At 61.9% G+C, this 14297-nt stretch carries 11 protein-coding genes; 8 read left to right on the top strand and 3 right to left on the bottom strand.

The genetic code is table 11. From position 1 onward, the window contains the following. The first annotated feature begins 69 nt into the window (after positions 1-69). From adk to J0F90_RS05300, 6 genes are all read left to right on the top strand, one after another. Positions 70-714, top strand: coding sequence for an adenylate kinase (gene adk / locus J0F90_RS05275; protein ID WP_004940261.1), 645 nt, complete (start codon positions 70-72; stop codon positions 712-714). Positions 715-880: 166 nt separating this feature from the next. Next, positions 881-2014 (top strand): sugar diacid recognition domain-containing protein, encoded by a 1134-nt coding sequence (locus J0F90_RS05280; RefSeq protein WP_033641132.1) that lies wholly within the window; start codon positions 881-883, stop codon positions 2012-2014. 119 nt (positions 2015-2133) lie between these two features. Further along, positions 2134-3399: a GntP family permease gene (locus J0F90_RS05285; RefSeq protein WP_033641131.1), complete on the top strand. Its 1266-nt coding sequence runs from the start codon at positions 2134-2136 to the stop codon at positions 3397-3399. 9 nt (positions 3400-3408) lie between these two features. After that, positions 3409-4572, top strand: coding sequence for a glycerate kinase (locus J0F90_RS05290; RefSeq protein ID WP_033641130.1), 1164 nt, complete (start codon positions 3409-3411; stop codon positions 4570-4572). A gap of 119 nt (positions 4573-4691) precedes the next feature. Then, a complete protein-coding gene (hemH, locus tag J0F90_RS05295) occupies positions 4692-5654 on the top strand; it encodes a ferrochelatase (RefSeq protein ID WP_004940253.1) in 963 nt (320 codons plus the stop codon). 90 nt (positions 5655-5744) lie between these two features. Next, positions 5745-7049, top strand: a complete 1305-nt coding sequence (locus tag J0F90_RS05300; protein ID WP_004940249.1) for an inosine/guanosine kinase — start codon at positions 5745-5747, stop codon at positions 7047-7049. 59 nt (positions 7050-7108) lie between these two features. Here J0F90_RS05300 and ybaL read toward each other — a convergent pair whose 3' ends face one another. Together ybaL and J0F90_RS05310 are read right to left on the bottom strand one after the other, a co-directional pair. Next, the gene (gene ybaL / locus J0F90_RS05305) at positions 7109-8800 is read right to left on the bottom strand and encodes a YbaL family putative K(+) efflux transporter (RefSeq protein ID WP_004940247.1); all 1692 of its coding nucleotides are present in this window, start codon (positions 8798-8800) and stop codon (positions 7109-7111) included. Positions 8801-9045: 245 nt separating this feature from the next. Beyond that, a complete protein-coding gene (locus tag J0F90_RS05310) occupies positions 9046-10266 on the bottom strand; it encodes an MFS transporter (protein WP_033641129.1) in 1221 nt (406 codons plus the stop codon). Between the two features lie 178 nt (positions 10267-10444). On the opposite strand from J0F90_RS05310, the gene ushA reads away from it, so the two are divergent. Both ushA and dacB read left to right on the top strand, forming a co-directional pair. Continuing rightward, positions 10445-12097: a bifunctional UDP-sugar hydrolase/5'-nucleotidase UshA gene (gene ushA, locus J0F90_RS05315; protein WP_033641128.1), complete on the top strand. Its 1653-nt coding sequence runs from the start codon at positions 10445-10447 to the stop codon at positions 12095-12097. Positions 12098-12246: 149 nt separating this feature from the next. After that, positions 12247-13713: a D-alanyl-D-alanine carboxypeptidase/D-alanyl-D-alanine endopeptidase gene (gene dacB / locus J0F90_RS05320; RefSeq protein WP_033641126.1), complete on the top strand. Its 1467-nt coding sequence runs from the start codon at positions 12247-12249 to the stop codon at positions 13711-13713. A 10-nt stretch (positions 13714-13723) separates the two neighbouring features. Here dacB and ybaK read toward each other — a convergent pair whose 3' ends face one another. Further along, on the bottom strand, positions 13724-14203 hold the full coding sequence (gene ybaK / locus J0F90_RS05325; protein WP_004940240.1) for a Cys-tRNA(Pro)/Cys-tRNA(Cys) deacylase YbaK: 480 nt from the start codon (positions 14201-14203) through the stop codon (positions 13724-13726). Positions 14204-14297: the final 94 nt, after the last annotated feature.

The following is a 14297-nucleotide window of genomic DNA, read 5'->3' on the forward strand; positions in this document are numbered from 1 at the left end:
CCCCCTGAAATGGTATCGTTGAGCGTTTTCGCAATTTTATAAAAACTACATAGCAAGGGGATTTACGCAATGCGTATCATTCTGCTGGGCGCTCCGGGCGCTGGTAAAGGTACTCAGGCTCAATTCATCATGGAGAAATACGGCATTCCGCAAATCTCCACCGGTGATATGTTGCGCGCAGCCGTGAAGGCCGGCAGTGAACTGGGCAAGCAGGCGAAAGAGATCATGGACGCCGGCAAGCTGGTGACCGATGAGCTGGTGATCGCGCTGGTCAAAGAGCGCATCGCTCAGGAAGATTGCCGCAAGGGCTTCCTGCTGGACGGTTTCCCACGCACCATTCCGCAGGCTGACGCGATGAAAGAAGCCGGCATCAACGTGGACTTCGTGCTGGAGTTCGACGTGCCGGACGAGCTGATCGTTGACCGCATCGTTGGCCGCCGCGTGCACGCGCCGTCCGGCCGCGTCTACCACGTGAAGTTCAATCCGCCGCAGGTGGAAGGCAAAGACGACGTGACCGGCGAAGAGCTGACCACGCGCAAGGACGATCAGGAAGAGACCGTGCGCAAGCGTCTGGTGGAATACCATCAGATGACCGCGCCGCTGATCTCTTACTACAGCAAAGAAGCGGCAGCGGGCAACACCCAATACCGCAAAATCGACGGCACCCGCAAGGTGGCCGAAGTGAGCGCAGAGCTGGCGACCATCCTCGGTTGATCGCAAGCGCATTGTGCATGACGCCGGGCCCGTGGCCCGGCGTTTTTTTTTGCCGTTTTCCCGCCAAATTGTGATCGCGGCGGCTTGTTGCAACCGTGCCCGTTAATCGCCCACGCCAAATGGCGTATAACAAGCCTGCGTTTTCACCCTCAGCAGGGAGCCCGGCATGCTCAGACAAACCAATCTTCTGGCGGAAGCCACCGCGCGCCAGATCGTCCAGCGGGCGATGGGCATCATCAGCCATTCCGTCAACGTGATGGACAGCAACGGCGTGATCATCGCCTCCGGCAACCCGCAGCGCCTGTTCCAGCGCCATGAAGGCGCGGTGCTGGCGCTGGCGGAGAATCGGGTGGTGGAAATCGACCGCGCCACCGCCGAGCACCTGAAGGGCGTGCGGCCCGGCATCAACCTGCCGTTCAGCTTTCGTAACCAGCGGGTGGGGGTGATTGGCATTTCCGGCGAACCGGCCGAGGTGCGCGCCTACGCCGAGTTGGTGAAGATGGCGGCGGAGATGATGGTAGAGCAGGCGGCGCTGCTGGATCAGCACCAGTGGGAAAAGCGCTACCGGGAAGAGCTGGCGAACCAGCTGCTGCAGCCGCAGCCGAACACGGCGTCGCTGGAAGCGATGGCGGCGTATCTGGGATTGGATCTGCGCCAGGCGCGCATCGTGTGGATCGTCGAACTGCAAGAGGCGCAGCCGCACCTGTTGCGCGAGCTGTTGGCGGAGCTGGAGGCCACCCAGCGCGACGCGTTGATCGCCATTACCGGCTTCAATGAAATGACCCTGTTGCGCCCGGCCTGCATGGCTCAGGGCGAATGGAGTTTGAAGCTGGAGCGCCAGCAGGCGCAGCGTTTGCAAAATCAGCTTAAACACCGCTTTCGGGTGCGGCTGATCGTCGGCGGTTTTTATGACGATCCGCAAAGCGCCTACCGTTCCAGCCTGACGGCGCGCGCCACCCAGGCAATGGCGCAGCGCCTGAAACTGCGTCACGCCACGCTGTTCTACCACGACTATCCGTTGCCGTCGCTGCTGTGCGATCTGGGAGAGGACTGGCGCGCGCAAGAGCTGGGGCGCCCCTGGCGGACGCTGGGCGAACAGGATGAAAAAGGCGTGCTGCGCAGTACGCTGCGCCACTATTTTTCGCAGAATTGTGATCAGACGCAGACCGCCGCGCAGCTGCATATTCACGTCAATACCCTGCGTTATCGCCTGCAGCGCATTGAAGCGATAACCGGCGTGAAAATCAATCAATTAACTGACTCTCTGCGGTTGTTTATCGGCATGCTGATGCACGACTGAGTTGTGCCAACCCACAAATTCCGCGCCGTTCCCCCGGCGCTTTTTTGTTGTTTCCCCTCAGGTCAACGCCGGACGCGCGCGATATGTTGGCCTGCACATCAACCACGGAGAAAACAACAATGACAACCGTATCCACTCTGGGGGCGCTGGTGGCGTTAGCCGTCGCCATCGTCCTGATTCTACGCAAGGTGCCGCCGGCTTACGGCATGATCGCCGGCGCGCTGGCGGGCGGGCTGTGCGGCGGCGCCGACCTGGTGCAGACCGTGACGCTGATGATCGGCGGGGCGCAGGGCATCACCAACGCCGTGATGCGCATTTTGGCGGCGGGGGTATTGGCCGGGGTGCTGATCGAATCCGGCGCGGCGCACACCATCGCCGAAACCATCGTGCGCAAGGTGGGCGAAACCCGCGCGTTGCTGGCGCTGGCGGTGGCTACACTTATCCTGACGGCGGTGGGGGTGTTTATCGATGTGGCGGTGATCACTGTCGCGCCGATCGCGCTGTCGATCGCCCAGAAGGCCGGCATTTCACGCGCGGCGATCCTGCTGGCAATGATCGGCGGCGGCAAGGCCGGCAACGTGATGTCGCCTAACCCGAACACCATTGCGGCGGCGGACAACTTCCATGTGCCGCTCACTTCGGTGATGATGGCCGGCATCGTGCCGGGGCTGTGCGGCCTGGTGGTGGCCTATCTGCTGGCGCGTCGCCTGAGCGATAAAGGCAGCAGGGTGATGGCCGAAGAGCTGACTCAGCATGCCGAAGGAGCGCGGCCGGGTTTTGCTGCGGCGATCAGCGCGCCGCTGGTGGCGATCCTGCTGTTGTCGCTGCGGCCGATCGCCGGGATCGCCGTCGATCCGCTGATCGCGCTGCCGGTCGGCGGGTTGGCGGGTGCGCTGCTGATGGGGCGTATTCGTCAGTGCAATCAGTTTATGGTTTCCGGCCTGTCGCGCATGGCGCCGGTGGCGATCATGCTGCTCGGCACCGGCACATTGGCGGGCATCATCGCCAATTCGGCGCTGAAGGATGTCTTGATTAACGGCTTAACGCACACCGGGCTGCCGGCCTGGCTGCTGGCGCCGCTGTCCGGCGCGCTGATGTCGATGGCGACCGCCTCGACCACCGCCGGCACCGCCGTCGCCTCCGGGGTGTTCAGCTCCACGCTGCTGGAACTGGGGGTGAGCGGGTTGGCCGGCGCGGCGATGATCCACGCGGGCGCCACGGTGCTGGATCACCTGCCGCATGGCAGTTTCTTCCACGCCACCGGCGGCAGCGTCAATATGGCGGTGCACGAGCGGCTCAAGCTGCTGCCGTATGAAACGTTGGTGGGGTTCACCATCGCGGCAATCTCGGCGCTGATGTTTGGCGTATTTAACCTGGCGGGATAAGGAACAGTGATGAAAGCGCTGAAAAAAGTGGTTATTGCTCCGGATTCTTTCAAAGAGAGCCTGAGCGCGCTCGGCGTCGCCGACGCCATCGAACGGGGATTCCGTCAGATTTATCCGCAGGCGCACTACGTGAAGCTGCCGATGGCGGACGGCGGCGAAGGCACGGTGGAGTCGATGGTGGCGGCCACCGGCGGCGAGATCGTCCAGGTAACGGTCACCGGGCCGCTGGGGGAGCCGGTACAGGGATTCTATGGTCTGCTGGGCGACGGCGAAACCGCGGTGATTGAAATGGCCGCCGCCTCCGGGCTGCATTTGGCGCCGCCCAACCGGCGCGATCCGCGCATCACCACCAGTTACGGCACCGGCGAACTGATGCTGGCGGCGCTGGAACGCGGCGTGAAGGCGATCATTCTCGGCATCGGCGGCAGCGCCACCAACGACGGCGGCGCCGGGATGATGCAGGCGCTGGGCGTTAAATTGCTGGATAAGGATGGTCGCCCGCTGCCGGTGGGCGGCGCGGCGCTGGCGCAGCTGGCGCAGCTCGATCTCGCCGGGCTGGATGCGCGTTGGCAACGGGTGAGCGTGACCGCCGCCTGCGACGTCGATAACCCGCTGTGCGGCGAAAAGGGCGCGTCGGCGGTATTCGGGCCGCAGAAGGGGGCGACGCCGGAGATGGTGGCGCAGCTCGATGCGGCGCTGCATCACTACGGCGAGCTGCTGGAGCGGGAAACCGGCCGCGCCGTGCTGGCCCAGCCAGGGGCGGGCGCGGCGGGCGGCATGGGGGCGGCGCTGCTCGGCATGCTCGACGCGCGCTTGCGGCCGGGCATCGAGATCGTCACTGAAACCCTGCGCCTGGATGAGGTGGTGCGCGATGCCGATCTGGTGATCACCGGTGAAGGGCGGCTGGACAGCCAGTCGATTCACGGCAAAACGCCGATCGGCGTGGCGCGGGTGGCCAAGCGTTACGGCGTGCCGGTGATCGCCATCGCCGGCAGCCTGACGCCGGATTATTCGGTGGTGCATCAACACGGCATCGATGCGGCGTTTTCGGTGCTCGATCGTATTGTGACGCTGGAAGAAGCGCTGGCGGACGCCGATCGCAATCTGCAGGTGACGGCGCGCAACGTGGCGGCGGTATGGCAGCTGGCGCAAGGAAGAAGCCCACAGGCATAGCCTGTTGCTGTTATCGGTTTCGATGCAGGACTTTTCCGTTACAATAGCCGGCATTAATGGCTGCTGACATCCCGACCCAGAACGGAATGCCGGCCGGAAAGGAAATGAGGGGAACTGAGATGAAGCAAGAGAAACACGGCGTATTGCTGGTGAACCTGGGCACGCCAGATGCGCCGACCTCGTCGGCGGTCAAACGCTATCTGAAGGAATTCCTCAGTGACGATCGCGTGGTCGACACGGCGCCGCTGATCTGGTGGCCGATCCTCAACGGCGCGATCTTGCCGATCCGTTCGCCGCGCGTGGCGAAACTCTATCAGTCGGTGTGGATGGAAGAAGGCTCGCCGCTGCTGGTGTACAGCCGCCGCCAACAGCGGGCGCTGGCGGCGCGCATGCCGAATACGCCGGTGGAGCTGGGCATGAGCTACGGTTCGCCGAGCCTGGCGGAAGCCATCGACAAGCTGCTGGCGCAGGGCGTGACCAACCTGGTGGTGCTGCCGCTCTATCCGCAATATTCCTGTTCCACCAGCGCGGCGGTATGGGATGGCGTGGCGCGGGTGCTGAAAGGCTATCGCCGCTTGCCTTCTGTGGCCTTCATTCGCGATTACGCCGAACACCCGGCCTATATCGCCGCGCTGCAACAAAGCGTGGAGCGCTCGTTCGCCGAGCACGGCCAGCCGGACCGGCTGGTGCTGTCTTTCCACGGCATCCCCAAACGTTATGCGCGGCTGGGCGACGACTACCCGCAACGCTGCGAGGATACGCTGCGTGCGCTGAGCGCCACGCTGCCGCTGGCGCCGGAGCGAGTGATGATGACGTACCAATCGCGCTTCGGCCGCGAGCCTTGGCTGACGCCGTACACCGATGAAACCCTGAAGGGGTTGCCGGCGCAGGGCGTGAAGCACATTCAACTGATTTGCCCCGGCTTCTCGGCAGACTGCCTGGAAACGCTGGAAGAGATCAAAGAGCAGAACCGCGAGATCTTCCTCAAGGCGGGCGGCGAGAAGTTTGAATACATCTCTGCGTTGAACGACGAGCCGGCGCATATCGACATGATGCAGCAGCTGGTGGCGCAACGTCTGTAATCATCCATAATCTGTCTATTAGGTGCATCGTGATCGGGCGGGGATGTGTTAACATTCTCCGCTTGTTAAACCGTCACCACCGCCAATCACATGAAATTTCCTGGTAAACGCAAGTCCAAACACTATTTTCCGGTGAGCGCCCGCGATCCGCTTCTGCAGCAGGCCCAGCCCGAAAGTGAAATCAGCACCTCGTATATTGTCGGCATCGACCAGACGCTGGTGGATATCGAGGCAAAAGTGGACGATGCTTTTGTCCAGCGTTACGGCCTGAGCCTGGGCCACTCTCTGGTGATCGAAGACGACGTCGCCGAGGCGCTGTATCAGGAACTGAATGAAAACAACCTGGTCACCCATCAGTTCGCCGGCGGCACCATCGGCAATACCATGCACAACTATTCGGTGCTGGCGGACGATCGCTCGGTGCTGCTCGGCGTGATGTGCAGCAACGTGAAAATCGGCAGCTACGCCTACCGTTATCTGTGCAATACCTCCAGCCGCACCGATCTTAACTATTTGCAGGGTGTTGATGGCGCCATCGGCCGCTGTTTCACGCTGATCGGCGAAAGCGGCGAGCGCACCTTCGCCATCAACCCTGGCCAGATGAACCAGCTGCGCCCGGAAAGCATTCCTGAAGAGGTGATCGCCGGCGCGTCGGCGCTGGTGCTGAGCTCTTATCTGGTGCGCTGCAAGGAAGGGGAGCCGATAAAGGACGCCACTCTGCAGGCGATCGAGTACGCCAAAAAACACGATGTGCCGGTGGTGCTGACCCTGGGCACCAAGTACGTGATCGCCGACAACCCGCAGTGGTGGCGCGACTTCCTGAAGGAAAATGTGACGATTCTGGCGATGAACGAAGACGAAGCGCTGGAGCTGACCGGGCTGAGCGATCCGCTGACCGCGTCGGACATGGCGCTGGAGTGGGTGGATCTGGTGCTGTGCACCGCCGGGCCGAATGGCCTGTATATGGCGGGCTACACCGAAGAAGCCAATAAGCGCCAGACCCAGCACCCGCTGTTGCCGGGGCATATCGCCGAGTTCAACCGCTACGAGTTCAGCCGCGCCATGCGCCGCGAGCACTGTGAAAATCCGCTGCGCGTTTATTCGCACATCGCGCCGTATATGGGCGGGCCGGAGAAGATCATGAACACCAACGGCGCCGGCGACGGCGCGCTGTCGGCGTTGCTGCACGATATCGCCGCCAACGGTTATCACCGCCATAACGTGCCGAACTCCAGCAAGCATGTGCGCAGTTACCTGACCTACTCCTCCCTGGCGCAGGTGTGCAAATACGCCAACCGCGTCAGCTACCAGGTATTGAACCAGCATTCGCCGCGCCTCACGCGCGGCCTGCCGGAGCGGGAAGACAGCCTGGAAGAGTCCTACTGGGAGCGTTAACCCGCTGAAAAAGAAAAGGTCCGGCAATGCCGGACCTTTTTATATGCGCGCGCGGCGCTTCAGATCGGGCAGCCGCCCATTTTTTCTTCTTCGCTCAGGGTGTCCAACTGCAGGATGTTCAGCATGCTGTTGGCGATCTCCCGTTCGCCCATGACCACCTGATTGGCGCCGCGATCGGTGATGTAGGCCACTTCATCGTCGTAGTGGGCGCGGGCGATGATCTCGATATTCGGCCGCTTGGCGCGCGCCGAGGCGACGATCTCGCCGGCCTCGTAGCCATTCGGAATGGTCAACAGCAGCCAGCGCGCGCAGTCGAGCCGCGCCAGATCCATCACTTCCGGATTGGCGGCGTTGCCCAGCACCGTCTTGATACCCTGTTCGCGCAGCGCTTCCACCCGCGGGCGGGAATTCTCGATCACCACCAGCGGAATGCCCGCCTCGGCCAGTTTGCCGCCCAGCAGGCTGCCGACGCGGCCGTAGCCGACCACCAGCGCGTGATTGCACATATCCACCGGGATCTGTTTCTCTTCTTCCACCGCCTCTTCGAGGATTTGCTCTTCGATGGTTTCGGTTTTGGCCAGATAGCGTTCCAGTAGGGTGAACAACAGCGGGTTGAGCATGATGGACAGGATGGCGCCGGCCAGCACCAGATTGCGGCCATGCTCCGACATCATGCCGAGCGCGATGCCGAGGCCCGCCAGAATAAAGGCGAACTCGCCGATCTGCGCCAGGCTGGCGGAAATGGTCAGCGCGGTGCGCTTGGAGTGACCGAACATTTTCACCAGCAGGAACGCGGCGGCGGATTTGCCGAACACGATGATCGCCAGCGTCGCCAGCACCGCCAGCGGTTCGTTAATCACGATCATCGGATCGAACAGCATGCCGACCGAGACGAAGAACAGCACCGCGAACGCATCGCGCAGCGGCAGGGTGTCGTGCGCCGCGCGGTGGCTCAGTTCGGACTCGTTCAGCACCATGCCGGCAAAGAAGGCGCCCAGCGCGAAGGAGACGTCGAACAGCTTCACCGCGCCGTAGGCGATGCCGAGCGCCAGCGCCAATACCGCCAGGGTGAACAGCTCGCGCGAGCCGGTGCTGGCGGTTTTCGACAGGATCCATGGCACCAGGCGGCGGCCGACCACGATCATCAGCGCGATGAAGGCGATGACTTTACCGATGGTCAGCGCCAGCTCCATCAGCAGCTGGCTGCTGCTGGCGTTGTCGTTGCCCAGCATATTGCCGAAGGCCGGCAGCAATACCAGCGTCAGCACCATCGCCAAATCTTCGACGATCAGCCAGCCGATGGCGATTTGCCCGCGCTGGCTGTCGATCAGTTGCCGTTCCTCCAGGGCGCGCAGCAGCACCACGGTGCTGGCGGTGGAGAGGCAGAGGCCGAACACCAGACCGGAGATCAGATCCCAGCCGAGCAGCTTGGACAGCCCCATGCCGAGCAGGGTAGCGACGGCTATCTGCGCCACGGCGCCGGGAATGGCGATAGATTTTACTGCGAGGAGGTCTTTCAAAGAGAAGTGCAGGCCAACACCGAACATCAACAGGATAACGCCGATTTCCGCCAGTTCCGGCGCCAGTGAGGTGTCGGCGACGAAACCGGGGGTGAACGGGCCGGCGAGCACCCCTGCGGCCAGATACCCCACCAGAGGGGAGATGCGCAGGCGGTTCGCCAGCATGCCGAGGAGGAAGGCGAGTACTAACCCTCCGACGATGGTGGTGATGAGCGGTGTTGAATTATGCATCCATACTCCTTCTGGCTATGCATCGCGGCACGGGAGAATCGCAACAAAGTTACGAAAAGATACATTTAGTTTATTGCATTTGTTCGCGGCTTGCTTGGCTAATTTGGCCTTTTCTGTAAAAAAACAGAGGATCTCACTTAAGGCGCGGCAATGAGGGGGTTTTGGACCAGATAAACCAAATAACATTGATTTATCCGTAGGATAACCCGGATGAATAAATAATTTCATCCGGGCGCTTCGCGGGGTTATTGCGGTTTATGCTCCATATTGGGCAGTAATGCGGTGATAATGCCGATCAGCGGCAGGAAAGCACAGATTTGGTAGACCAGTTCGATACTGGTCAAATCGGCGACATAACCAAGAACTGCCGCACCTAACCCGCCCATACCGAAAGCAAAACCGAAGAATAAGCCGGAAACCATGCCCACTTTACCGGGGATCAGCTCCTGAGCGTAGACCAGAATGGCGGAGAACGCCGAGGCGAGAATAACCCCGATGATCACCGTTAAAATGCCGGTCCAATAGAGGGATGCATAGGGTAAAACAAGGGTAAACGGCGCAGCCCCGAGAATAGAGCCCCAAATCACGTATTTACGTCCTATCTTGTCGCCAATAGGCCCGCCGATAATGGTGCCAGCCGCTACCGCGAACAAGAAAGCGAACAGGTGAATTTGGGCATTTTGCACCGAAACGCCGAACTTATGTATCAGATAAAAGGTGTAATAGCTGCTGATGCTGGCCAGATAGAAGTATTTGGAGAAAATCAGCACCGGCAGGATGCCCAGCGAGTAGGCGACGGTACGTTTTGGCAGCGGTTTCAGCAGCGACGGGCTTTTCGGCTGCCCTTTAGTTGCCCGATGCTGATGTTGATACCACTTGCTGACCTGCAGCAACACCACGATCGCCAGCAGCGCCGCCAGCGAGAACCAGGCGACGTTGCCCTTGCCGTAAGGCGCGATGATCAGCGCCGCCAGCAGCGGGCCGAGCGAGCTGCCGAAGTTGCCGCCGACCTGGAACAGCGACTGCGCCAGGCCGTGCCGCCCGCCGGAGGCCATGCGCGCCACGCGCGAGGATTCCGGGTGGAAGACCGATGAGCCGGTGCCCACCAGCGCCGCCGCCAGCAGCACCAGCGGGAAGGTGCTCGCCACCGACAGCAGCAGCAGACCGGACAGGGTAAAGCCCATGCCGATCGGCAGCGAGTAAGGCTGCGGGTGTTTATCGGTGTAATACCCGATCAATGGTTGCAGCAGCGAGGCCGTTAGCTGATAGGTCAGGGTAATCATGCCGATCTGCACGAAGCTGAGGTGGAAATCGGCTTGCAGGATCGGGTAAATCGCCAGGATCAGCGACTGGATCATATCGTTGAGCAGGTGAGACACGCTGATGGCGCCAAGGATGGAGAAGGCGGTTCCCTTCACCGCACTGCCCTTGGCGGGCGGCATCGCGCTTTGGCTACTGTCGGTCATATTATTATTAGCCTGATAAGTTGTTGAGCACAGAGATGACATCTTAGGCAGGACGTTCAATTTTTACCATATCTGAAATAATCAGACTCACATCGCAAAAATTTGAAATCAGCTGTCATTAATTCGCGCTACAATTTCGGCCTCATCATAAAAGCCATTTAATACACGGAGATCCGCCATGCGTTTTTCGCTGAAAACCACCGCATGCGCGTTGGCCGTTTCCCTGACGTTGCTGTCGGGGGCCGCCAGTGCCTGGGAAAAGGATAAGACCTACGCCATTACCATTCTGCACACCAACGATCATCACGGTCACTTCTGGCAGAACGATCACGGTGAATATGGCCTGGGCGCGCAGAAAACGCTGGTGGACGGCATTCGTCAGGAAGTGGCGGCGCAGGGCGGCAGCCTGCTGTTGTTGTCCGGCGGCGATATCAATACCGGCGTGCCGGAATCGGATCTGCAGGACGCCGAGCCGGACTTCCGCGGCATGAACCTGGTGGGTTACGACGCGATGGCGATCGGCAACCACGAATTCGACAACCCGCTGAGCGTGCTGCGCCAGCAGGAGAAGTGGGCGACCTTCCCGCTGCTGTCCGCCAATATCTATCAGAAAAGCACCGGCCAGCGCCTGTTCAAGCCTTACGCCTTGTTCGACAAGCAGGGCATCAAGATTGCCGTGATCGGCCTGACGACCGACGACACCGCCAAGATCGGCAACCCGGAGTACTTCACCGACATGGAATTCCGCGTGCCGGCGCAGGAAGCGAAGCAGGTGGTGGAGCAACTGCGTAAGGACGAGAAGCCGGACGTGATTATCGCCGCTACCCACATGGGGCACTATGACAACGGCGAACACGGCTCGAACGCGCCGGGCGACGTGGAGATGGCGCGCAGCCTGCCGGCCGGATATCTCGACATGATCGTCGGCGGCCACTCGCAGGATCCGGTGTGCATGGCCGGCGACAACCGCAAACAGGCGGATTATGTGCCGGGCACGCCGTGCTCGCCGGATCGCCAGAACGGCACCTGGATCGTGCAGGCGCACGAGTGGGGCAAATACGTGGGGCGCGCCGATTTCGAATTCCGCAACGGCGAGCTGAAGCTGGTGCATTATCAGCTGATCCCGGTGAACCTGAAGAAGAAAGTGGAGAAAGCGGACGGCACCAGCGAGCGGGTGTACTACACCCAGCAGATTGCGGAAGATCCGACCATGATGAAGCTGCTGACGCCATTCCAGGATAAGGGCAAGGCGCAGTTGGAAGTGAAGATCGGCAGCGTCAACGGCAAGCTTGAAGGCGACCGCAGCAAGGTGCGCTTCGTGCAGACCAACCTGGCGCGGGTGATGCTGGCCGCGCAGAGGGAGCGCGCCGACGCCGATTTCGCCGTGATGAGCGGCGGCGGGGTGCGCGATTCGATTGAAAGCGGCGATATCACCTACAAAAATGTGCTCAAGGTGCAGCCGTTCGGCAACACCCTGGTGCATGTCGATATGAAAGGCCGCGAGGTTGAGCAGTACCTGGCGGTGGTGGCCAACATGAAGCCGGATTCCGGCGCCTACGCCCAGTTCGCCAACGTCAGCCTGGTGGCGGACGGCAAGGGCGTCAGCGAGGTGAAGATCAATGGCCAGCCGCTGCAGGCGGATAAAACTTACCGCATGGCGACGCTGAACTTCAACGCGCTGGGCGGCGACGGCTATCCGAAGCTGGACGGGCTGCCGAGCTACGTCAACACCGGCTTTATCGACGCCGAGGTGCTGAAGCAATACATCGAGAAACACTCGCCGCTGGATGCGGCGGCTTACGAACCGAAGGGCGAAATCGTTTATCGCTAATCGCCACCGCCGCGGCCTGCCCCCATGGGCGGGCCGCCTGTTTTCCCGCCGAAAACCCCGCCTCAAACGCACGCAAAAGTCGCCGCCGCCGTCTTCCAATGATAGCCTGAGCGACAATTTGGTTTTGATAACGCAAACAGGAAGATGACATGTTGAAAACCGCAGGCTGGCTGCTGCCCGCCATCGTGGCGCTGGCGGGGTGTTCGTCATCCGGCCCACGTCACGAACAAACCCTCAGCCAGGCGCTGGCGGCCATCGGCCAGGACAAGGCGTTGGCCGGGGCGTCGAGCGGCGTGATGGTGCGCGACGCCAACAGCGGCAAGGTGCTGTATCAGGCGCACGCGGATCAGCGTTTGGCGCCGGCTTCCAACATGAAGATGTTCACCTCTCTGGCGGCGTTCGGCGTGCTGGGGGCCGATTACCGCTTTGAAACCCGGCTGCTGACCGCCGGTAAACAGCGCGGCGACACCTTGCAAGGGGATCTCTATCTGCAGGGCAGCGGCGATCCGACGCTGCATCCGGACGATCTCGACACCTTCGCCGCGGCGCTGGCGCAGCGCGGCGTCCGTCATATACAGGGGCGGTTGTTGCTGGATGCCGGCGCCTTCGATCAGACGCCATTCGGCGCCGGCTGGAGCTGGGACGATGAACCTTTCGCCTTCGCTGCGCCGATCTCGGCGCTGAACTACGCCTTTACTCCCGGCGGCGATATCAACGTGGTGCAGGTGGCGGTGCGGCCGGGCGCCCGCGCCGGCGTGCCGGGACGGGCGAGCTTCTATCCCGCCAATGACGCGGTGACGCTCGTCAACCGCACCACCACCGGCAGTGACACCGCGCTGACGTATGAGCGCCGGCCGGGCAGCAACCGGATCGTGGTCAGCGGCACCATCGCCGCGCAGGCGGAGGCCAGCTCGCGATTGATTACCGTCGATCAACCGTCCCTCGTCGTCGGCGCCTTATTGCAACATGCCCTGCGCGCGCACGGCATCACCCTGCGCGGCAAGGTTGACGAGGGCGTGACGCCGGCCGGTGCACAGCTGCTGGCGGAAAAAACCTCGCCGCCGCTCTCCCGCCTGGTCGTCACCTTCCTGAAAGTCTCCAATAACGGCTACGGCGAGATATTGACCAAGGCGATGGGCCGCAAGACGCAGGGTAAAGGGGATTGGGCCGCCGGCCTTCAGGCGATAAACGGATTTGTGCAAAGCCAGGGCGTCGCGGCCGACGCCTATCGCCAGGTGGACGGTTCAGGGCTGTCGCGCATGAACCAGATCACGCCGCAACAGCTGACGACGCTGCTGCTGGCGGCCAGAAAACAGCCGTGGTTCGCCGACTGGTATCACGCCTTGCCCGTTGCGGGCGAGCCAGGATTGCTGGTGGGCGGCACGCTGCGTAACCGCATGGTGAACAGCGCGGCGGCAGGGCGCGCCCACGCCAAGAGCGGTTCCATGACCGGCGTATCGTCGCTCAGCGGCTATGTCGATTCGGCGACCGGTCGGCCGCTGGCATTCGCCATCATCAGCAATAACTATTTGGTGCCCGGCGCGCAGGTGAAGGCGCTAGAGGACCGCCTGGTGGAAACGCTGGCGGCCTGTGACGCCACGGTGGCGTGCCGCTGAGCGCGCGGCGTCAGTCGCGTTTGGCGATGTCGGCGAAGCTGCCGGCCAGCAGGCGGCACAGATCGGCGGCGGCCAACTCGATGTCCAGCCCGCGTTTGCCGCCGGAAACGTAAATGGTGGCGAACGCTTGCGCCGGGCTGTCGATCACCGTCGGCAGCCGTTTTTTCTGCCCCAGCGGGCTGATGCCGCCCACCAGATAGCCGGTGACGCGCTGCGCCAGCTGCGGATCGGCCATCTCGGCCTTTTTGGCGCCGAGGGCGCGGGCAACTTTTTTCAGATCCAACTGGGTTGCGACCGGCGTGACCGCCACCGCCAGGTGTTTGGCGTCGCCGTTCAGCGCCACCAGCAAGGTTTTGTAAACCCGATCGGCATCCAGTCCCAGCTTTCTCACCGCTTCGTCACCGAAGTTGGTTTCGTCACTGTCGTGGTGATAAGGATGAAGGGTGAAGGCGACCTTTTGTTTCTCAAGCAGAACGACTGCGGGCGTCATGATGTGTTGTCCAAAATGTCCCCAGCGGGGAAAGGGTGATAACCAGCCTTAAAAATACAAAAATCCAACCTGCCCGGCAACCTGAGCGGCTGTT

This window comes from Serratia marcescens subsp. marcescens ATCC 13880, from assembly GCF_017299535.1.
Taxonomy (GTDB): Bacteria; Pseudomonadota; Gammaproteobacteria; order Enterobacterales; family Enterobacteriaceae; genus Serratia; species Serratia marcescens.

What these genes read in the sequence shown, in the direction of transcription:
- adk (WP_004940261.1), top strand. Translation starts at nt 70, where the DNA reads ATGCGTATCATTCTGCTGGGCGCTCCGGGCGCTGGTAAAGGTACTCAG.
- J0F90_RS05280 (WP_033641132.1), top strand. Translation starts at nt 881, where the DNA reads ATGCTCAGACAAACCAATCTTCTGGCGGAAGCCACCGCGCGCCAGATC.
- J0F90_RS05285 (WP_033641131.1), top strand. Translation starts at nt 2,134, where the DNA reads ATGACAACCGTATCCACTCTGGGGGCGCTGGTGGCGTTAGCCGTCGCC.
- J0F90_RS05290 (WP_033641130.1), top strand. Translation starts at nt 3,409, where the DNA reads ATGAAAGCGCTGAAAAAAGTGGTTATTGCTCCGGATTCTTTCAAAGAG.
- hemH (WP_004940253.1), top strand. Translation starts at nt 4,692, where the DNA reads ATGAAGCAAGAGAAACACGGCGTATTGCTGGTGAACCTGGGCACGCCA.
- J0F90_RS05300 (WP_004940249.1), top strand. Translation starts at nt 5,745, where the DNA reads ATGAAATTTCCTGGTAAACGCAAGTCCAAACACTATTTTCCGGTGAGC.
- ybaL (WP_004940247.1), bottom strand. Translation starts at nt 8,800, where the DNA reads ATGCATAATTCAACACCGCTCATCACCACCATCGTCGGAGGGTTAGTA.
- J0F90_RS05310 (WP_033641129.1), bottom strand. Translation starts at nt 10,266, where the DNA reads ATGACCGACAGTAGCCAAAGCGCGATGCCGCCCGCCAAGGGCAGTGCG.
- ushA (WP_033641128.1), top strand. Translation starts at nt 10,445, where the DNA reads ATGCGTTTTTCGCTGAAAACCACCGCATGCGCGTTGGCCGTTTCCCTG.
- dacB (WP_033641126.1), top strand. Translation starts at nt 12,247, where the DNA reads ATGTTGAAAACCGCAGGCTGGCTGCTGCCCGCCATCGTGGCGCTGGCG.
- ybaK (WP_004940240.1), bottom strand. Translation starts at nt 14,203, where the DNA reads ATGACGCCCGCAGTCGTTCTGCTTGAGAAACAAAAGGTCGCCTTCACC.